The 18,776-nt window shown below is 64.6% G+C and carries 27 protein-coding genes; 21 read left to right on the forward strand and 6 right to left on the reverse strand.

Annotated elements, in window-relative coordinates; genetic code table 11:
* Positions 1–215 precede the first annotated feature (215 nt).
* From rpsJ to rpsQ, 11 genes are read left to right on the forward strand one after another with little or no spacing between them, the layout of a single operon-like run.
* Positions 216–521, forward strand: coding sequence for a 30S ribosomal protein S10 (gene rpsJ, locus CH276_RS26975; protein ID WP_003938093.1), 306 nt, complete (start codon positions 216–218; stop codon positions 519–521).
* 14 nt (positions 522–535) lie between these two features.
* Entirely contained in the window at positions 536–1,201 is a 666-nt protein-coding gene (gene rplC / locus CH276_RS26980; RefSeq protein WP_032398245.1) for a 50S ribosomal protein L3, read from the forward strand.
* Positions 1,198–1,875, forward strand: a complete 678-nt coding sequence (gene rplD / locus CH276_RS26985) for a 50S ribosomal protein L4 (RefSeq protein ID WP_008718317.1) — start codon at positions 1,198–1,200, stop codon at positions 1,873–1,875. The genes rplC and rplD overlap by 4 nt, the downstream gene beginning before the upstream one ends.
* Positions 1,872–2,177 (forward strand): 50S ribosomal protein L23, encoded by a 306-nt coding sequence (gene rplW / locus CH276_RS26990; RefSeq protein ID WP_027496310.1) that lies wholly within the window; start codon positions 1,872–1,874, stop codon positions 2,175–2,177. The genes rplD and rplW overlap by 4 nt, the downstream gene beginning before the upstream one ends.
* 39 nt (positions 2,178–2,216) lie before the next feature.
* On the forward strand, positions 2,217–3,053 hold the full coding sequence (rplB, locus tag CH276_RS26995; RefSeq protein WP_008718311.1) for a 50S ribosomal protein L2: 837 nt from the start codon (positions 2,217–2,219) through the stop codon (positions 3,051–3,053).
* A gap of 13 nt (positions 3,054–3,066) precedes the next feature.
* Positions 3,067–3,348 carry a 30S ribosomal protein S19 gene (gene rpsS, locus CH276_RS27000; protein WP_008718309.1) on the forward strand — a complete coding sequence of 94 codons (282 nt, stop codon included), beginning with the start codon at positions 3,067–3,069 and terminating at the stop codon, positions 3,346–3,348.
* Complete coding sequence (rplV, locus tag CH276_RS27005; protein WP_037188319.1) at positions 3,345–3,767, forward strand: 50S ribosomal protein L22; 423 nt, start codon at positions 3,345–3,347, stop codon at positions 3,765–3,767. Before rpsS ends, rplV begins: the two co-directional genes overlap by 4 nt.
* On the forward strand, positions 3,767–4,576 hold the full coding sequence (gene rpsC, locus CH276_RS27010) for a 30S ribosomal protein S3 (protein ID WP_027496312.1): 810 nt from the start codon (positions 3,767–3,769) through the stop codon (positions 4,574–4,576). The genes rplV and rpsC overlap by 1 nt, the downstream gene beginning before the upstream one ends.
* A gap of 3 nt (positions 4,577–4,579) precedes the next feature.
* Positions 4,580–4,996: a 50S ribosomal protein L16 gene (gene rplP, locus CH276_RS27015; RefSeq protein WP_027496313.1), complete on the forward strand. Its 417-nt coding sequence runs from the start codon at positions 4,580–4,582 to the stop codon at positions 4,994–4,996.
* Positions 4,996–5,241, forward strand: coding sequence for a 50S ribosomal protein L29 (rpmC, locus tag CH276_RS27020; RefSeq protein WP_027496314.1), 246 nt, complete (start codon positions 4,996–4,998; stop codon positions 5,239–5,241). The genes rplP and rpmC overlap by 1 nt, the downstream gene beginning before the upstream one ends.
* The gene (rpsQ, locus tag CH276_RS27025; RefSeq protein WP_032397542.1) at positions 5,238–5,516 is read left to right on the forward strand and encodes a 30S ribosomal protein S17; all 279 of its coding nucleotides are present in this window, start codon (positions 5,238–5,240) and stop codon (positions 5,514–5,516) included. The genes rpmC and rpsQ overlap by 4 nt, the downstream gene beginning before the upstream one ends.
* A gap of 63 nt (positions 5,517–5,579) precedes the next feature.
* Here the strand turns inward: rpsQ and CH276_RS27030 are convergent, their stop codons facing one another.
* Genes CH276_RS27030 through CH276_RS27045 form a run of 4 tightly spaced genes read right to left on the reverse strand, consistent with a single transcriptional unit; the run spans position 5,580 to position 11,766 of the window.
* The gene (locus CH276_RS27030; RefSeq protein ID WP_094632383.1) at positions 5,580–6,917 is read right to left on the reverse strand and encodes an AIM24 family protein; all 1,338 of its coding nucleotides are present in this window, start codon (positions 6,915–6,917) and stop codon (positions 5,580–5,582) included.
* Positions 6,918–6,944: 27 nt separating this feature from the next.
* A complete protein-coding gene (locus tag CH276_RS27035; protein ID WP_094632441.1) occupies positions 6,945–10,070 on the reverse strand; it encodes an ATP-binding protein in 3,126 nt (1,041 codons plus the stop codon).
* Between the two features lie 17 nt (positions 10,071–10,087).
* Positions 10,088–10,732: a hypothetical protein gene (locus CH276_RS27040; RefSeq protein WP_094632385.1), complete on the reverse strand. Its 645-nt coding sequence runs from the start codon at positions 10,730–10,732 to the stop codon at positions 10,088–10,090.
* Entirely contained in the window at positions 10,729–11,766 is a 1,038-nt protein-coding gene (locus CH276_RS27045) for an endonuclease domain-containing protein (protein WP_094632387.1), read from the reverse strand. The genes CH276_RS27040 and CH276_RS27045 overlap by 4 nt, the downstream gene beginning before the upstream one ends.
* Before the next feature lie 239 nt (positions 11,767–12,005).
* On the opposite strand from CH276_RS27045, the gene rplN reads away from it, so the two are divergent.
* Genes rplN through CH276_RS27065 form a run of 4 tightly spaced genes read left to right on the forward strand, consistent with a single transcriptional unit; the run spans position 12,006 to position 13,456 of the window.
* Positions 12,006–12,374 carry a 50S ribosomal protein L14 gene (gene rplN / locus CH276_RS27050; protein WP_032397538.1) on the forward strand — a complete coding sequence of 123 codons (369 nt, stop codon included), beginning with the start codon at positions 12,006–12,008 and terminating at the stop codon, positions 12,372–12,374.
* Positions 12,375–12,692: a 50S ribosomal protein L24 gene (gene rplX, locus CH276_RS27055; RefSeq protein WP_032397537.1), complete on the forward strand. Its 318-nt coding sequence runs from the start codon at positions 12,375–12,377 to the stop codon at positions 12,690–12,692.
* Position 12,693: 1 nt separating this feature from the next.
* The gene (gene rplE, locus CH276_RS27060) at positions 12,694–13,266 is read left to right on the forward strand and encodes a 50S ribosomal protein L5 (protein ID WP_008718275.1); all 573 of its coding nucleotides are present in this window, start codon (positions 12,694–12,696) and stop codon (positions 13,264–13,266) included.
* Between the two features lie 4 nt (positions 13,267–13,270).
* Positions 13,271–13,456 (forward strand): type Z 30S ribosomal protein S14, encoded by a 186-nt coding sequence (locus tag CH276_RS27065; RefSeq protein ID WP_008718273.1) that lies wholly within the window; start codon positions 13,271–13,273, stop codon positions 13,454–13,456.
* A 92-nt stretch (positions 13,457–13,548) separates the two neighbouring features.
* On the opposite strand, the gene CH276_RS27070 is transcribed toward CH276_RS27065, so the two are convergent.
* Both CH276_RS27070 and CH276_RS27075 read right to left on the reverse strand, forming a co-directional pair.
* The gene (locus CH276_RS27070; RefSeq protein ID WP_094632389.1) at positions 13,549–14,247 is read right to left on the reverse strand and encodes a DUF6885 family protein; all 699 of its coding nucleotides are present in this window, start codon (positions 14,245–14,247) and stop codon (positions 13,549–13,551) included.
* Between the two features lies 1 nt (position 14,248).
* Positions 14,249–15,616: a glutamine synthetase family protein gene (locus tag CH276_RS27075; RefSeq protein ID WP_094632391.1), complete on the reverse strand. Its 1,368-nt coding sequence runs from the start codon at positions 15,614–15,616 to the stop codon at positions 14,249–14,251.
* 395 nt (positions 15,617–16,011) lie between these two features.
* On the opposite strand from CH276_RS27075, the gene rpsH reads away from it, so the two are divergent.
* From rpsH to rplO, 6 genes are read left to right on the forward strand one after another with little or no spacing between them, the layout of a single operon-like run.
* Positions 16,012–16,410, forward strand: a complete 399-nt coding sequence (gene rpsH / locus CH276_RS27080; protein ID WP_008718266.1) for a 30S ribosomal protein S8 — start codon at positions 16,012–16,014, stop codon at positions 16,408–16,410.
* 14 nt (positions 16,411–16,424) lie between these two features.
* Positions 16,425–16,964 carry a 50S ribosomal protein L6 gene (gene rplF / locus CH276_RS27085; RefSeq protein ID WP_032397535.1) on the forward strand — a complete coding sequence of 180 codons (540 nt, stop codon included), beginning with the start codon at positions 16,425–16,427 and terminating at the stop codon, positions 16,962–16,964.
* Between the two features lies 1 nt (position 16,965).
* On the forward strand, positions 16,966–17,382 hold the full coding sequence (rplR, locus tag CH276_RS27090) for a 50S ribosomal protein L18 (protein WP_032365631.1): 417 nt from the start codon (positions 16,966–16,968) through the stop codon (positions 17,380–17,382).
* A gap of 34 nt (positions 17,383–17,416) precedes the next feature.
* Entirely contained in the window at positions 17,417–18,088 is a 672-nt protein-coding gene (rpsE, locus tag CH276_RS27095; protein ID WP_032397534.1) for a 30S ribosomal protein S5, read from the forward strand.
* Complete coding sequence (gene rpmD, locus CH276_RS27100; protein WP_032397533.1) at positions 18,088–18,267, forward strand: 50S ribosomal protein L30; 180 nt, start codon at positions 18,088–18,090, stop codon at positions 18,265–18,267. Before rpsE ends, rpmD begins: the two co-directional genes overlap by 1 nt.
* Positions 18,268–18,269: 2 nt before the next feature.
* Entirely contained in the window at positions 18,270–18,713 is a 444-nt protein-coding gene (gene rplO, locus CH276_RS27105; protein WP_032397532.1) for a 50S ribosomal protein L15, read from the forward strand.
* Positions 18,714–18,776: the final 63 nt, after the last annotated feature.

An 18,776-nucleotide genomic window follows, 5' to 3' on the forward strand; every position in this document is an offset into this window, starting at 1 on the left:
CGCGACACGCCCGACCGCGTGGACCGGAGAACCATGACAGATGAAGAGCGGCAACGGAATCAGGCCACGCCTGGTCGTCAACGTTTTTCACTGTCGTGTGTGCACGAAGGCAGTTCGAGTCGGTGGGTTTTCCACGGCTCGGGGACTGTGCAGACGAGGTGGAGCAGGCCGAACGGCCCGTTCTACGACCAAGCGGCAAGAAAAGGACACTAAGCGTGGCGGGACAAAAGATCCGCATCAGGCTCAAGGCCTACGACCATGAGGCGATCGACGCGTCAGCGCGCAAGATCGTCGAAACGGTCACCCGTACGGGTGCCCGCGTCGTCGGACCGGTGCCGTTGCCGACAGAGAAGAACGTGTACTGCGTCATCCGTTCGCCGCACAAGTACAAGGACTCGCGCGAACACTTCGAGATGCGTACTCACAAGCGGCTCATTGACATCCTCGACCCGACACCGAAGACGGTGGACGCGCTCATGCGCATCGACCTCCCGGCCAGTGTCGACGTCAACATCCAGTGAGCGCGGAGACAACGATGACTGATAACAAGAACCGGCCTGCGACAGGAATTCTGGGCACCAAGCTCGGAATGACCCAGGTCTTCGACGAGAACAACCGCGTCGTTCCGGTGACCGTGATCAAGGCAGGCCCCAACGTGGTCACCCAGATCCGCACCCAGGAACGTGACGGCTACAGCGCCGTCCAGGTCGCATTCGGTGCGATCGACCCGCGCAAGGTGAACAAGCCCACCACCGGCCAGTTCGAGAAGGCAGGTGTCACGCCGCGTCGCCACATCGTGGAGATTCGCGTAGCCGACGCCTCGCAGTTCGAGATCGGCCAGGAGCTCACCGCTGCAGTGTTCGAGGACGGCGCATACGTCGACGTCACCGGCACCAGCAAGGGCAAGGGCTTCGCCGGAACCATGAAGCGTCACGGCTTCAAGGGTCAGGGCGCGAGCCACGGTGCACAGGCCGTGCACCGTCGCCCCGGATCCATCGGTGGCTGCGCAACACCCGGTCGCGTCTTCAAGGGAATGCGCATGTCCGGACGTATGGGTGGCGACCGCGTCACGACGCAGAACCTCTCGGTCCACAAGGTGGACAGCGAGAACGGTCTGCTGCTGATCAAGGGAGCGATCCCGGGCCGTCGCGGCAACGTCGTGATCGTCAAGTCTGCATTGAAGGGTGGTGCACGGGCATGACCAGCCTCGAGAAGAACACCGAGACCAAGCTGACGCTCGATGTCAAGGAAGCCGGCGGCAAGACCAACGGCACCGTCGATCTCCCCGCGGAGATCTTCGACGCTCCGGCGAACATCGCGCTGCTGCACCAGGTCGTCATCGCACAGCTGGCAGCTGCTCGTCAGGGAACCCACTCCACGAAGACTCGTGGCGAGGTTCGCGGCGGCGGCAAGAAGCCGTACCGGCAGAAGGGCACCGGCCGCGCCCGTCAGGGCTCGACCCGCGCTCCTCAGTTCGTCGGCGGTGGCACGGTCCACGGACCGCAGCCGCGCGACTACAGCCAGCGGACCCCCAAGAAGATGAAGGCAGCCGCCCTGCGCGGAGCCCTCTCCGATCGGGCCCGCAGCGAGCGACTGCACGTCATCACCGAACTGGTTGCCGGACAGGTTCCGTCCACCAAGGGTGCGAAGACGTTCCTCGCCGAGATCTCGGACCGCAAAAAGGTCCTGCTCGTCGTCGGCCGCGAGGACATCGCAGCCTGGAAGAGCGTGCAGAACCTGGACGGCGTGCACCCCATCGCACCCGACCAGCTCAACACCTACGACGTGCTCAACGCCGATGATGTCGTTTTCAGCGTGGAAGCGCTGAACACCTTCATCGCTGGGCCTGCAAAGAACGAGGAGGCAAGCAAGTGACCACGATCGCCGATCCCCGCGACATCTTGCTGGCACCGGTCATCTCCGAGAAGTCCTACGGACTTATCGAAGAAGGCACGTACACGTTCCTGGTGCACCCGGACTCGAACAAGACGCAGATCAAGATTGCCGTCGAGAAGATCTTCGACGTCACCGTGACCAGCGTCAACACGATGAACCGTCAGGGCAAGCGTAAGCGGACCCGGTTCGGTTACGGCAAGCGCAAGGACACCAAGCGCGCGCTCGTAACGCTCTCCGCCGACAGCAAGCCCATCGAGATCTTCGGAGGTCCGGTCGCGTAAGCGGCTGGGACTCTTCGGATATAGAGGACGAGAAGACTCATGGCAATCCGTAAATACAAGCCGACAACCCCGGGCCGTCGTGGCTCCAGCGTTTCCGATTTCGCTGAGATCACGCGTTCGACCCCCGAGAAGTCGCTGATCCGCCCGCTGCACGGCCGCGGTGGACGTAACGCACACGGTCGCATCACCACCCGGCACAAGGGTGGCGGTCACAAGCGTGCATACCGTCTCATCGATTTCCGTCGCAACGACAAGGACGGCGTGCCGGCCAAGGTCGCTCACATCGAGTACGACCCCAACCGCACCGCGAACATCGCACTGCTGCACTTCGCAGACGGCGAGAAGCGCTACATCGTCGCACCCAAGGGCATCGCCCAGGGATCGCCGATCGAGCAGGGTGCCAATGCCGACATCAAGCCCGGCAACAACCTGCCCCTGCGCAACATCCCGACGGGTACGACCATCCACGCGGTCGAGCTTCGTCCGGGTGGAGGCGCCAAGATGGCCCGCTCCGCTGGAGCGAGCATCCAGCTCCTCGGTAAGGAAGGCCCCTACGCCACGCTGCGTATGCCGTCCGGTGAGATCCGTCGCGTCGACGTGCGCTGCCGCGCAACCGTCGGCGAGGTCGGCAACGCCGAGCAGTCGAACATCAACTGGGGCAAGGCCGGCCGCATGCGCTGGAAGGGCAAGCGCCCGACCGTTCGTGGTGTCGTGATGAACCCGGTCGACCACCCGCACGGTGGCGGCGAGGGCAAGACCTCCGGTGGACGCCACCCGGTCAGCCCCTGGGGACAGCCGGAAGGCCGTACCCGCAAGAACAAGGCGAGCGACAAGTTGATCGTCCGTCGTCGTCGTACCGGCAAGAACAAGCGCTAGGAGGGAGTTCAGAATGCCACGCAGCCTGAAGAAAGGCCCGTTCGTAGACGATCACCTCCTCGCGAAGGTTGACGTCCAGAACGACAAGGGAACCAAGCAGGTCATCAAGACCTGGTCCCGTCGATCGACAATCCTGCCCGACTTCATCGGTCACACTTTCGCCGTCCACGACGGTCGCAAGCACGTACCGGTGTTCGTGTCCGACTCCATGGTCGGCCACAAGCTCGGGGAGTTCGCACCGACCCGCACGTTCAAGGGTCACATCAAGGACGACCGGAAGGCGAAGAGGCGATGACCAACTTCACCCCCACCGCCAATCCGACTGCCAAGGCCGTAGCGAAGCACGTTCGCGTCACGCCGATGAAGGCACGTCGCGTCGTGGATCTGGTTCGCGGGCGCTCCGTCGAGGACGCGCTCAACATCCTCAAGTTCGCGCCGCAGGCAGCGAGCGAGCCGGTCGCCAAGGTGATCGCGTCCGCAGCGGCCAACGCCGAGAACAACCTGGATCTCGATCCCAGCACACTGATCGTCGCCACTGCATTCGTCGACGAGGGTGCAACCCTCAAGCGATTCCAGCCGCGCGCTCAGGGCCGGGCATTCCGGATCCGCAAGCGCACCAGCCACATCACGGTGATCGTCGAAAGCCTGCCCAAGACCGGCGGAACGTCTCGTAACCGTCGTAAGGGCCAGGCGTCCAAGGAAGGGGCTCAGTAGTGGGTCAGAAAATCAACCCGCACGGCTTCCGCTTGGGTATCACCACTGACTGGAAGTCGCGTTGGTACGCAGACAAGCAGTACTCGGAGTACGTCAAGGAAGACGTCGAGATCCGCAAGCTTCTTGCCACCGGCATGGAGCGCGCAGGCATCGCGAAGGTCGAGATCGAGCGCACCCGTGACCGTGTTCGCGTGGACATCCACACGGCACGCCCGGGCATCGTCATCGGTCGCCGTGGCGCCGAGGCCGACCGCATCCGCGGAGCTCTCGAGAAGCTGACCGGCAAGCAGGTTCAGCTCAACATCCTCGAGGTCAAGAACGCCGAGTCCGAAGCTCAGCTCGTGGCTCAGGGTGTTGCCGAGCAGCTCAGCAACCGCGTCGCATTCCGTCGGGCAATGCGCAAGGCCATCCAGTCGGCCATGCGTCAGCCCAACGTCAAGGGCATTCGTGTTCAGTGCTCCGGCCGTCTCGGTGGCGCTGAAATGTCTCGCTCGGAGTTCTACCGCGAGGGACGCGTTCCCCTGCACACGCTCCGTGCCGACATCGACTACGGGCTGTACGAGGCCAAGACCACCTTCGGCCGTATCGGCGTGAAGGTCTGGATCTACAAGGGCGACATCGTCGGCGGACGGCGTGAACTCGCCGCCGCTGCGGCTCCGGCCGCCGGTGCAGACCGTCCCCGTCGTGAGCGTCCCACTCGTCCGCGTCGCAGCGGTGCCTCGGGCACCACAGCGACCAGCACCGAGGCAGGCCGCGCGGCATCCGCAACCGAGGCTCCGGCCTCGACCGAGCCCACTCAGGAGGGCTGACGCATGTTGATCCCCCGCCGGGTCAAGCACCGCAAGCAGCACCACCCGAAGCGTTCGGGTGCCGCCAAGGGCGGAACTCAGGTGACATTCGGTGATTACGGCATCCAGGCTCTCGAGCCCGCCTACATCACCAACCGTCAGATCGAGTCCGCTCGTATCGCGATCACTCGCCACATCAAGCGTGGCGGCAAGGTCTGGATCAACATCTTCCCGGACCGCCCGCTCACCAAGAAGCCTGCCGAGACCCGCATGGGTTCCGGTAAGGGTTCGCCCGAGTGGTGGATCGCGAACGTCAAGCCGGGTCGTGTGCTCTTCGAGCTGTCGTACCCCGACGAGACCATCGCGCGTGAGGCACTGACTCGCGCCATCCACAAGCTGCCCATCAAGGCACGCATCATCACCAGGGAGGAGCAGTTCTGATGGCTACCGGAACCCCAGCCGCAGAGCTCCGCGAGCTCACCGGTGAAGAGCTGGTCACCAAGCTGCGTGAGTCGAAGGAAGAGCTGTTCAACCTTCGTTTCCAGATGGCTACCGGCCAGTTGGACAACAACCGTCGACTGCGCACCGTCCGTCACGAGATCGCGCGCATCTACACCGTCCTGCGCGAGCGTGAGCTCGGCTTGGCATCTGGTCCTTCCGAGGACACTGCAGGTGACGCGGCATGAGCGAGGAAAAGACTGTGACTGAAGAGCGCAACAACCGTAAGGTCCGGATCGGCTACGTCGTATCCGACAAGATGGAGAAGACGATCGTGGTCGAGCTCGAGGACAGGGTCAAGCACCCCCTCTACAGCAAGATCATCCGTCGTACCACCAAGGTCAAGGCACATGACGAGAAGGGCGACGCCGGCGTAGGCGATCGCGTTCAGCTCATGGAGACCCGCCCGCTGTCCGCCACGAAGCACTGGCGACTGGTCGAGGTTCTCGAAAAGGCCAAGTAGTACCTGCACACAAATGCCCGCTCCCTTCCTGGGAGCGGGCATTTTGCGTTCCGGTGTGCGGCCCTACCTGCCCAACAATCCTCCGAGCGCACCGCCGACCCCGGCCTGCTCCCCGCTGCCGCTGCCACCGACCAGGCCACCGGGCGGCTGCTCCGATGGCTGAACCACGACGAATCCCTGACCCGAGAACTCGAGGGTGAAGCGCTCACCCGTCGTTCGACCGATCAGCGTGCCGAGTCCGAACGAATCGTTCTTCTTGACTCTCGTCTGCAAGGACGACGACCACGCGACCGCAGCCTGTGGATCCGCGAAGGTCGGCTGGTCGACGTTCAGCACCACCGGAACCCCGTCCGTGGTGATGGCAATCCGGCCGCGTCCGGAGAACACGCAGTTGAAGAAACCGGCATTGCCGCCTGCCGCGGCACCCTGCACCCGCTTGATGTCGTAGCTCAGCGAACTCTCGAAAGCCAGCACATTGGCCCCGTTGATGGTCAACCCGTCCGTGCCGTCCAGGTCGATGAGATGAACGTCCTGAGCGGCGTTGGCGAGAAAGAGGTCGCCCTGACCGGTGACCTTCATCAGAGGAACACCCTCACCCGAGAGTGCCTGTTTCAGAGCCCGGCCGATCCCACCGGACCCCTTCGCCTCGAACTGCAGATTGCCCTGATACGCCACCATCGAACCGGCCCGGGCCATCACCTCGCCGTTCATCCCGATGCGGCACATCTTGCTGCCCTGCTTCTGGATACCCGAACCGGGAACCTCGGCGTGAGCGGGCGCGAACAGTTCACTTCTCATGGCCAGAACTCCTCGAGGGGCTGATGAATCGGTGGACGACGTAGGTGACTGCGTGGGACGGAGAGGTTGCTCGACGGAGGCCGTCGGGTCGGGCGTCGGGTCGTCCTCGTCGATGCTGATGCCGAACGCCGTGGCCAAACCGGCCAGGCCATCGGCGTATCCCTGGCCGACGGCGCGGATCTTCCACTGCTCGCCGCGCCGATAGAACTCCAGACACACCAGTGCGCTCTCGTCGCCGAGTGCATCGGCAGTGAAGCCGACCAGTGCTGTGTCCGACGCATCGGACACCGTCACCGCAGTCGGGCCCGCGGCCGCGAACGTCGCGGGTCCCGTTCCGTCGAGGGACGCAGCCACGGCCACGGTGTCGACGCCGGCGGGGACGGAAGCGGCGTCGAACATCAGCAGGTGACCGGTGGGGGTGCGGCGATACTCGACGCCCGAGGCGGAGGGCTGGTTGTAGAACACCAGGTCCGCGTCCGAACGCACCCGACCGTTCGGACCCAGCAGCAGCGCGGAGACGTCCACCGAGGTCGATGCCGTGAGCGTGACCGTCAGAGGACCGGCCGGAGCGGGGCAGTTCTCCCCGCGAGCGAGGGTTTTCACCGAATCCAGTGTGCCACTGTCATGGCGTCAGGGCTGTCGCGCCAGCTCGATGACCTCTTCCTCGGTCGGCGGACTCTTCGGATGGTAGGACAGGCACAGGGGAGTGGCGGTGCGTCGGAATTCGGCGCCTTCCACAGCCGCGTAGAACTGACCGGCGGGCAGGCGTCCGACGTCGGGAACCGAGCCCCCCTTGACCCGCGCCATCTCCTTGGCCGCGTCGACCTGCGATGGACTGTTGAGCAGACCGTAGAACTGCGTGGACGCATTGCCCGCGATGCGATTGTGCAGGCCCTTCGGGGATTGCGTGGCGAACACCAGTCCCAGTCCGTACTTTCTGGCCTGCGACGCCAGGGCCAGGGTGCTGTGCGTTGCCGCTGTGCTCCGGTCGGAGGGTGCGAAATTCTGCGCCTCGTCCATCACGAACAATCCCCCGAGTGGCCGGTCGCCTGCCGGATTCTTCTTGATCCAGGCGAACAACCCCATCTGGAGTTGATTGACGAAACTCTGCTTCTGCTCGTCGGTGGTCAGCCCCGCGAGGTTGATCACCGACACCCGAGCCTTCTTGCCCTCGGCCGGCGTCAGCAGCACAGCTGGGTCGACCGGCGTGCCCGCGCCTGCGAACATCGGATCGTTCGCGGCGGCGGCCTTGAGATTCTCGGCCAGTCCGGCAGCGATGCGTACCGCATCGCGCATTTCGCTCGCGTCCTCGGGGAATTCTTCCAACAGGTCGATGAAGTCGGACAGATCCCCGCCCCGCGAACGACGACCGAACTGGTCGAGGGCCGATTTCAGCACGGCCCGACCGTGTTTGGCCTTCTGTGACGTCCCGAGTACACCTGCGGCCGGTTCGAGCGAGGCCAAAGCGGACTCGATGGAGGCCTCGAACTCGTCCGCGTCGCCGACGACACTGGCGAAGTCGGGTAGCGGCTGGAAGCTGAGCGGCCGGCCGGCCGACTTGCGCGGGGTCCACACCACGACGTCGGTGTCGCGAAGGTACGCCGTTGCAGTGGCCTCGTCACCCGGTGGCCACGTCCTCTCGTCCTCGGGCCACGCGGTGCCCAGCCGAGCCAGGTCGTTGTTGACGTCCAGCACGATCGCCGAAACACCTTGTAGGGCACATTCTTCCACCAGCCGGCGAATCAGAACGGTCTTTCCCGAGCCGGATCCCGCGAAGATCGCCGTGTGCTTGCGCAGCGCCTCGAGTGGAATGGCGACATCGGCACCGGTGCTGACCTCGGCACCGACGACGATGGACGGCTTTCGGCTCGTCGACGACTCCGGTACGGAGGGTGTCGCTTCCGGTTCGATGAGGGCGGTGTCGTCGTCCACGACACTGACTGCAGGCAGCACCGCAGAGAACAATTCGACATCGTGCGCCGGCTTGCGTGCGAGCAACCAGGACGTGAGCGCGGGGGAGTTCTCGGCCAACAGGATCGACAACGCCGCCAGCGCCCTGCGGTCCTCGTCCCCGAGGGGCACCACGACGCCACCGGCGCGGTGCAGGGCCGCGATCGTCTGCTCGGTTTTCGCGCCGTTCGGCCACGGGTCGTTCCTGATCAGAATCAGCCGTCGCCTCGGCATGTCGACGCGCAGGCCCGCCGTCGTCACGGCCCGCTCGACCCGGGCCAACGCGGCCCGCGCGTTGCCGGACGTCACGGCGCGGAAGCACCAGTGCTCCTCGTCGTCGGTATCGGTGTCGACTGTGTGGCGCAGGCGGGCGTGCAGCGCCGGCTTGCCGCTCGGCGGTGGGTCCTGGGCCAGGCTGTCGTCGGACGACTGATGCTCGTGAATCCACGCGGTCAATCCCGCCGACAGCAGTGCCGGAACGATCGAGTCCTCGCTGTCGGGTCGCAGTGGAACCGAGACGTCGACCTGCTCGCGCAGTTGCTTGTAGCGATCGTCGAGGATGTCGAGTTCGTCGACCCGAGCCTGGGGTAGGTCCGGCGCATCGGTCGGACCCGACCTGTCGGTGAAGCTCTCCAACTCCGACGCGACGCCGGTGTCGAGGCAGTGCCTGATGTGCCGGTCGACGGCGATGAGAAGCTGGCGCGGAGTGAAGTCCGGAGCCTGCTCGAACGCGTCGGGCGCGACCGGCCACGTGGGGTGAGGAGGGACGAACCCGGCTTCGAGGAAGCATGCTGCCAGACGTCGTCCGAGAAGCAGGCGGCCGATGTCCGACGAGGGAATCGGCTTGAGCGACTGAGTGACTCGGAAACGGTCACGCATCGGCGCGACTCCGCGCGCGGCGATCAGTTCCCAGGCGCTCGACAGCGCGGAGAGCACCGAGGCTGTGCGAGGGAGGGTCTCGCGCAGCGACATCAAACCGTGCGCGAGCTGTTCGACGACCTTGTCTTCCTGCGCGTCGGCGAACTCCTGATCCGACCCGGTACGAGACTGCGCCACGAGCGTGTCGATCTGGTCGATCGCGAGAATCGTCGGACCGGTGATGGCGAGCAGGCGCGAGATGTTCTCGGCGATGCCCTGATGGCCGAGCTCGGCCCGGCGAATGCCCCAGGCCGAGAACTCGTCGGGATCGACGTCGTCGATCGACTGCAGGTACGCGTCGCCCAGATCCTGAACGGCCGAATCGGGGGCGATGGACAGCACGAGCGCGCGCAGCGTGTGCTGCGACGTCCGTCGATGGCGCGGGTGAACCTTGTACACCGCGGTGACGAAATCGTTGAGCGTATCCGCGTCGATCATGCTCTCGCCCATGATCTTCGCGCGCTGATCCTCGGCGATGTCGCCGATCTCGCAGAGCCGTCGAAGCAACAGCCCGAGCTGGCTGTCCGATCCGCGGCCGGACGGACGCATCAGATCGTCGAGCATCCCCATCAGCGTCGAACGCCAGAATCCGGCGGCGTCGAGCAACCTGATCAGGAAGAAGTACCCGCCCTTGAGCTGTACTTCCTCTCGCACCTGGCCGAGCAGGTGCGTCTTGCCCGAACCGGCCGGGCCGCGCACGACGACTCCGAGTGGACTCGCGTCGTCGGAGGCGTCAGCGTCGTCGTACGCGTTCATCACCTCGAGGAACACGCGTTCGTGCATCCCCGGTACGTGCACGTTCGACTGAGAACGCCACACGTCGTCGGGTGTCGGTGCCCAACTCAGCCGCACCGATTCGAGAGCTCGGATCTGCTCGCTGTCCGTCATCGTCGACTCAACGCCCATCATGGTTCGATCGAGAGAAGGTGGTTCTGCTGATTTCCGACGACGACGGCCGCGGCGCGTTCCTCGTCGGTCAGCGTCTTCTGATTTTCCTCCGGTATCAACGAGACGTCCGGGGCGCGACGCAGGCGCCCGAGAGCGTCGTCCAGATCGGTTCTGGGTATGTCGCGCAATTCGTTTCGCAATCTGGACAGTCGGACGGTGCTGCCGGGTTCGCGGGCGAGCCCGGCGTAGGCCGCGCGAATCGAGGCTTCGATGTCGACCGCGGTCTCGGTCTTCTCGACGGGTTCGGGCTCCTCTGTTCGCGGCGAGAACACATCCGCCGGGCGGGCGTCGGTGCGATCGAGCCACCGTCGCAACCCCGCCAACACGGTGAACATTGCCTTGCCCGCGCCGGTCGATCGAGCCGGTGGTTCTCCACCGATGAGTTCGCCGCAGACCCGCCATCCCTTGTCGGTGAGTTCGAGAGTCATCGGTCGCACGGACGAATTCACTTCGACGAGACCGGCGTTCTTCAGCTTGTCGCGGGACGCCTTCGCGAGCTCGGGGCCCATCGCTTTGAGTTCGGAGTTCTTGACCGGGCTTGCCTCGGCCATCAGGACCAGCAGCACTGCCGCCTCGGTCCCGTTCAGGTCTTCGGTACTCATCGAGGATCCCCCTTCGATCGTCTTCTCGATACTGCCTCGCGGATGGTAGCTACCGCACGTTGCGGATCGTCGATCACCTGAGCGTTGGTGAAGCGCAACACCATGTAGCCGTGTGTCTGCAGTTGGTTGTCGCGCACGCGGTCCTCGGCGAAGCGGTCGACGGCGCGGTGCTCGTTGCCGTCGATTTCCACGACGATCTTCTCGGTGCGCCACAGTACGTCGACCGTGAACGGTCGGCCGAGCTCGCCGAGCCGGATCGAACGATTGTGCTCCCGCCCCGCAGCCCAGTCGTGCACGTCCAGCGCTCGATACAAGCGCTTCTCCGGATCGCTGGCCGGGTGCGGATGTCCCGCGATCGGCGGATAGCTCAGGGGTCGGAACCGATCGACCACGGTCTCGACCCCAGCGGGCACGGCGGGCGCGTGCACCGCCACGGACCGGAACCGGTCCATGTTCGACGCCCCGTCGCCCGTCACCCACACCGCTGCACCGGCGTGCGTGCACAGCCATTCCGCAGCTGTCCCGACGACTCCGGCATCCGTTCCGGCCGGCACGACCAACACGAGCGCAGCAAGGCTTCTTCGACGAGCCGAGGCAAGTATTCGGGTCGAGCCTGCTGCGCGAGTTTCGACGGTGAATGCGGCTCGACGCGGCGCACTCCCCGCGGCGGCTGCATTTGCCAGAGCCCCGACGTAGGGGCCGAAGTGTGCGGTGTCGGCACCGAGCCGAGCGGCGGCGACGCGAGCAGCGCGCCGATCCAACGACGACGAGCCGGAGTGATGGTCGAAGTCGGTGAGCCACAGCGGAACCGAATCGACGGCGGCGTTCTCGAGTTCCGTGACCACTGCATCGACGAGATCGACGGCACGATCGGCCGTCGTGGGATCGATCGCGAAGAACACGATCGCAGGTGCGTCCACCGGTAGAGGGTTCACGGATTCGGCGAGATCACGCTCGGTGACCCCGTGGATGCGCACGACCCGGTCCAGGGGCAGACTCGACCACCACGCGGTGTCGTCGCGCTCCGACGTCATCGCCGCGCCCCGTCGATCCGAAGATGTCCCATCCCCAGAACCGTACCGATTGCCCCGAAGGGCGCAGGTGACGGCGGGTGGCCCGGTGACGACGATTTGGATGCCGGGGACCCGTTCCCCTACACTTGACCGGTTGCCTGTGGCAGCGGTGTGCCTTCGTGTGCCCGTACCCAGCAGCCGACCGCGCGTGTCGGGACGGAAATCCGGCACGTACGTACATCCAGGTCAAGGAGAAGTTAGTGATTCAGCAGGAGTCGCGAGTACGCGTCGCTGATAACACGGGCGCGAAGGAAATCCTTTGCATCCGCGTTCTCGGTGGTTCGTCACGTCGCTACGCCGGAATCGGCGACATCATCGTAGCTACGGTGAAGGACGCCATTCCCGGTGGAAACATCAAGAAGGGTGAGGTCGTCAAGGCCGTCATCGTCCGCACCATCAAGGAGCGTCGCCGTCCGGATGGCTCGTACATCCGTTTCGACGAGAACGCTGCGGTGCTGATCAAGCCGGACAACGATCCCCGTGGAACTCGTATCTTCGGCCCGGTCGGCCGTGAGCTGCGTGAGAAGAAGTTCATGAAGATCGTCTCGCTCGCCCCGGAGGTGCTGTAAATGAAGGTGCACAAGGGCGACACCGTTCTCGTGATCGCAGGCAAGGACAAGGGTGCCAAGGGCAAGGTCATTCAGGCCTACCCCGCTGACTCCAAGGTTCTGGTCGAGGGTGTGAACCGCATCAAGAAGCACACTGCGGTCTCCGCCAACCAGCGCGGCGCATCCTCGGGTGGCATCGTCACCCAGGAAGCCCCGATCCACGTATCGAACGTCGCAGTGGTCGACTCGGACGGCAACCCTACTCGCGTGGGCTACCGGACCGACGAAGAAACCGGCAAGCGCGTTCGTGTTTCCCGGAAGAACGGGAAGGACATCTGAGATGACTACCACCGAAAACATCGCGGGCGAACAGCCCCGCCTCAAGGCGCGCTACCGCGCCGAGATCAAAGACGCCCTGAACACCGAATTTGCATACGAGAACGTCATGCAGATCCCCGGCATCGTCAAGGTCGTCGTCAACATGGGTGTCGGCGACGCCGCCCGTGACGCCAAGCTGATCAACGGTGCAGTTGCCGACCTCGCTGCCATCACCGGCCAGAAGCCGGAGATCCGCAAGGCACGCAAGTCCATCGCACAGTTCAAGCTGCGCGAAGGAATGCCCATCGGCGCACGCGTCACCCTCCGTGGCGACCGCATGTGGGAGTTCCTCGACCGTCTGGTCTCCATTGCCCTTCCCCGAATCAGGGACTTCCGCGGCCTCTCGGGCACGCAGTTCGACGGCAACGGAAACTACACGTTCGGCCTCAACGAGCAGTCGATGTTCCACGAGATCGACGTGGACAAGATCGATCGTCCGCGCGGCATGGACATCACCGTAGTAACCACCGCAACCAACAACGAAGAAGGCCGCGCGCTGCTCAAGCACCTCGGCTTCCCGTTCAAGGAGAACTGAGTCCATGGCGAAGAAGGCATTGGTCAACAAGGCCAACAAGAAGCCGAAGTTCGCGGTGCGTGCATACACTCGCTGCAACCGCTGCGGCCGTCCCCATTCCGTGTTCCGCAAGTTCGGCCTCTGCCGTATCTGCGTGCGCGAGATGGCACACGCCGGAGAGCTTCCCGGAGTTCGCAAGAGCTCCTGGTGATCTGAGGCCTCCGGGCTTCACCACACCACGCTGATGGGCGTGGGTTCCGAAAGGAACCCACGCCCATTTCGCGTTTGCTCAGGCCTCCCGTCTCAGACCGACCACACATCGTTTCTTAGATCGAGTGACCGAGTCAGATCCAGTGCGGCAGAACGGTCGTCGTTGTCGACGAGAAGGAGCAGGCCACGTTCGGACATCGCAGACGCGAGAGTGTCGGTGGGAACGGTTCGACATCCGGCCGGCATTCCCGCGACTCCGAGCTCTCGATAGGTATCGGCAATCGCAACCACGTCCTCGACGGTGTCCATTCCCAGGACGGTCACGAAATGTCCTACGCTCCAATCGAATTCGGTCAGGTCTTCGGTGTGCACATTCGCAACCAGGCCGAACCGGAACTGCACGTCGGCCAGGCGGGTCAGGAGCAGGCGGAGCCCGTCGGAACCGGGGCCCACGATCGGAACCACCACGACGCGTCCTTCGGTCGCCGTCTCGATGCCCGTCGCAAGACCTGACGCTGTGGTCCCGGCCGCATCGATCGATGCGGCCCTCGGTAGGCAATCCCACCCGTCGGTGATCCGGGGCGTTCCGGGCGGACGGGCCGCGACGGTCTCGCCCGGCCAGATCGCGGATCCCGATGCGATCGCGAGTGCAGTCACGTCCGGTGCGTCGTCGCCCACGACGGCCGTCGACGCTATCGATGCCGAGAACGGTCCGCAGAGCTGATCCGGTTGCGGCAGAGCGCTGTCGAGGGCAGAGACGATTGCGCCGACGCCGGGGAACTGTCGCAGCATGTCAATAGATCCAGCGCAGTGATTCGAGCAGTTCGTCCTCGGTGTGGCTCTCCGCCCACGCTGCATCGGCGTCCCGGCAGGCAACGAACGCGCCCAGAAGGTCTTCGCCCAACACGTCTGCGACCAGCGCCGACGACAGTAGGTTCTCCCGTTGTTGGGCATGGGTCGTCGCGAGTGGTGAGATACCGGCGGCGTCGCGACGGGCATCGTCCCAGCCGCCCACATCCGCCTGAACCGGTGGCGACAACGTCGCCGAATCGGCCACTCCCGACATGCCGGCCGCGATGGTGACGGCAAGCGCCAGATAGGGGTTGGCGGAAGCGTCGCACGCCTTCAACTCGACGTTGGTGTGATCGGGACCGAGGAGGGCAGAACCGGGTACGAGCCGTACTGCCGCTTCGCGGTTCTCGACGCCCCAGAACCCGAAGGCACCGGCCCAGTATCCGGGTCGACGTCGGAGCAAGGATCCCGAACTCGGTGCGGTGACGGCAGTGAGTCCCGGCAGCTCTCGAACCAGGCCCGCGATGTACGACTGCCCGGTCTCCGACAATCCATGCTCTCCGTCTCCGGTGAGAGCGTTGTGCCCGTCGCGAACCAGTGACGTGTGCAGGTGCCATCCGTTGCCTGCACTGCTGGACGCGGGCAGGGGAGCGAAGCTCGCCCGCAGGCCGTGAGCTTTGGCGGCAGAGTGGATCGTCTGCCGCGCGAGAACTTGCGCATCGGCTGCAGCAAGGGGATCGAGTGGCGCGAGCGCGATCTCGATCTGGGACATGCCGTACTCGGCGTGAATCTGACCGATGCTCACACCGTTCGCAGACAGGGCGTGCAGCAGCGATACGACGAATTCGTCGACATCGCGGAGCGCGTTGGCGGAGTAGGCAGGTCCTCGATGGGCGGACAGTCCGTCCGATTCCCGGGTCAGGGCGAACTCGATCTCGAACCCGGCCCGCACCTCGAAACCGGCATCGGACGCCTTCTGCACCTGCCGCTCGAGAACAGCGCGTTGGTCGTAGGGCCAGGGAGAGCCGTCCGCGGAGAGCTGCCTGCCGTGTACCCAGGCAAGCCCCGGTTGGCCGGCAAGTGGAACCACGCTCGACGCGTTGTCGATCACCGGAATCAACCGAACATCGCCGGACGGCGTCGACAGTCCCTCGTGAGCGAAGGTGATCCCGTCGTGCGAATCGAACACCGCGAACACCGCGGTGACTCCTACGCCGCGACGTGCAACTGCGGTCAGTTCTGCGGTGGGCACGGTGCGTGATCGAACGATGCCGTTGTTGTCGACCCACCCGATCGTCACCCCGGCGATGGTGCGGTCACGCAGAGTGTGGGTGAGGTGATCGATGTCGACTGCCTTCGAGTCCGTCATGGTCCGACGTTAGCGAAGAAGTGGACGCCGGGGTGTCCGACTGGACCCGAGCCGTCGCGCAATGGTAAGGCGATTTGGTCTTCGGGTGCGCGATGCCTACACTAGAGCGGTTGCCCGGGCTTCGTCGTGCCTGCACGCGAGTCCTTGCAATGGAAACGCAACCTCGAGTTCTCCGTACGTCAGCATCGAAATGCGGAAGCTCGAAACACCTGGCAGTGCAGCGATGCATTGCTTGGAGCGCAACCCCTGACCGGCAACAGTCGGTCAGGACATGTTCACTTCGTTGTAGGCCCACGATGTGACGAGCCAGGCCCGCCGGGTTTTCGAGAATCCAGGGGCACCAGCTCGCGCGTGCTGCATGGGAACCGCTGCGAGAAAGGTGCACAGGTCACACCATGACGATGACCGATCCAATTGCAGACTTCTTGACCCGTCTGCGCAACGCCAATTCGGCGTACCACGACGAGGTGAAGCTTCCCCACTCGAAGCTCAAGGCGAACATCGCCGAGATCCTCAAGCGCGAGGGCTACATCTCCGACTACCGCACGGAAGACGCCGAGGTGGGCAAGACCCTCATCGTCGATCTGAAGTACGGCCCGAGCCGTGAGCGCAGCCTCGCCGGCGTGCGACGCGTCTCCAAGCCCGGTCTCCGGGTATACGCAAAATCCACCAATCTGCCCAAGGTTCTCGGCGGCCTGGGCGTGGCGATCATCTCCACGTCCACAGGTCTGCTCACGGAGCGTCAGGCGGCCAAGCAGGGTGTGGGCGGAGAAGTCCTCGCCTACGTCTGGTAGGGGAGGCCACCACCATGTCACGTATTGGAAAATTGCCGGTACCGGTCCCCGCTGGAGTCGATATCACCATCGACGGCCAGAACGTTGCGGTCAAGGGCCCCAAGGGTGCCCTGAGCCTGACGGTCGCCGAGCCCATCCAGATCGCTCGCGCCGACGACGGCACCATCGCCGTCACCCGGCCCGATGACGAGCGCAAGAGCCGTGCACTGCACGGACTCTCGCGCACTCTCGTCGCGAACCTCATCACCGGTGTCACCAACGGTTACACCAACAAGATGGAGATTCACGGCGTCGGTTACCGCGTCGTACTCAAGGGCAAGGACCTCGAGTTCGCACTCGGTTACAGCCATCCCGTGCTGATCGAAGCACCCGAGGGCATCACGTTCACGGTCGAGTCGCCCACGCGATTCACCGTTGTCGGCATCGACAAGCAGAAGGTCGGTCAGATCTCTGCCAACATTCGTCGTCTGCGGCGTCCGGACCCGTACAAGGGCAAGGGCATCCGCTACGAGGGTGAAGTGATCCGCCGCAAGGTCGGAAAGACGGGTAAGTGATATGAGCCAGCAAACAGCAGACAAGGCGAACGTCGTCAAGCGCACTCCGCGTGGCACCGACGTCTCGACGAAGCGTCGCCTGTCGAAGGCACGTCGTCACTTCCGCCTTCGCAAGAAGATCTCCGGCACGCCCGAGCGTCCCCGCTTGGTCGTCAACCGGTCCTCGCGTCACATCCACGTGCAGTTGATCGACGACCTCGCCGGCCACACGCTGGCCAGCGCGTCGAGCATCGAAGCCGATGTGCGCGCCCTCGAGGGCGACAAGAAGGCGGTCAGTGCGAAGGTCGGCGAGCTCATCGCCAGCCGCGCGAAGGCAGCAGGCGTCGAGGCAGTCGTGTTCGACCGCGGCGGCAACAACTACAGCGGCCGCATCGCGGCACTCGCAGACGCAGCCCGTGAAGGCGGGTTGACGTTCTGATGATGACAATGACTGACAACGGAAGGACAGCCTGATGCCGGGACGTCAACGGCGTGACGGCGGAAGCGGCCCCGCCGGACAGAACAGTGGCCCCAACGCAGGTGGCGACAACAACCAGCGCGGCGACAACCGCGGTGGCGGTCGTGACCGTCGTGACAACGGCCGTGGCGGCAACGCTGCGGACAAGTCGAACTTCATCGAGAAGGTCGTCACGATCAACCGCGTCTCCAAGGTGGTCAAGGGTGGTCGACGCTTCAGCTTCACCGCCCTCGTCATCGTCGGTGACGGCAACGGACTGGTCGGCGTCGGCTACGGCAAGGCCAAGGAAGTTCCCGCGGCCATCCAGAAGGGTGTCGAGGAGGCTCGCAAGAGCTTCTTCCGCGTCCCGATGATCGCCGGCACCATCACGCACCCCATCCAGGGCGAAGCCGCAGCTGGCGTCGTCATGTTGCGTCCGGCCAGTGCCGGTACCGGCGTCATCGCCGGTGGCGCGGTGCGTGCCGTGCTCGAGTGCGCCGGTGTCCACGACGTGCTGTCGAAGTCGCTCGGTAGCGACAACGCCATCAACGTCGTGCACGCGACCGTCGCAGCCCTCAAGGGTCTGCAGCGTCCCGAGGAAGTTGCGGCTCGCCGCGGCCTGACCCTCGAAGAGGTTGCACCCGCCGGAATGCTGCGCGCACGCGCACAGGCAGGAGCGGTGAAGTAATGGCTCAGCTGAAGGTCACCCAGATCAAGAGCACCATCGGCCAGAAGGCGAACCAGCGTGACAGCCTGCGTACTCTCGGGCTCAAGGGCATCCGCCAGACGGTCGTCCGCGAGGACAACCCGCAGAACCGCGGACTGGTCAACACGGTGCGCCACCTCGTAATCGTTGAGGAGGTCTAACCATGACCATCAAACTGCACCACCTGCGCCCCGCAGCCGGATCCAAGTCGACGAAGATTCGTGTCGGCCGTGGTGAAGGTGGCAAGCGTGGCAAGACCGCAGGTCGCGGTACCAAGGGAACCGGCGCACGCAAGAACGTGCCGGCACGCTTCGAGGGTGGCCAGATGCCCCTCCACATGCGGCTCCCGAAGCTCAAGGGCTTCACCAACCGCAACCGTGTCGTGTTCCAGGTCGTGAACCTGCGCGACATCGAGCGTCTGTTCCCCGAGGGCGGTCAGATCGGTATCCCCGAGCTCATCGCCAAGGGTGCCGTTCGCAAGAACGAGCCCGTCAAGGTTCTCGGCGACGGAAACCTGACCGTGAAGGTCGAGATCTCGGCCAACAAGTTCACGGGCTCCGCCAAGGAAAAGATCGCCGCTGCCGGCGGTTCTGCAACCGAGGTATGAGCATTGCTCCGATGCGTTGAGTAGCAATGCATCGAGCAGCAGTTCGTGACGATGGCCGCAGCC

The sequence above is a fragment of the Rhodococcus sp. 06-470-2 genome (assembly GCF_002258235.1).
Lineage (GTDB): Bacteria > Actinomycetota > Actinomycetes > Mycobacteriales > Mycobacteriaceae > Rhodococcoides.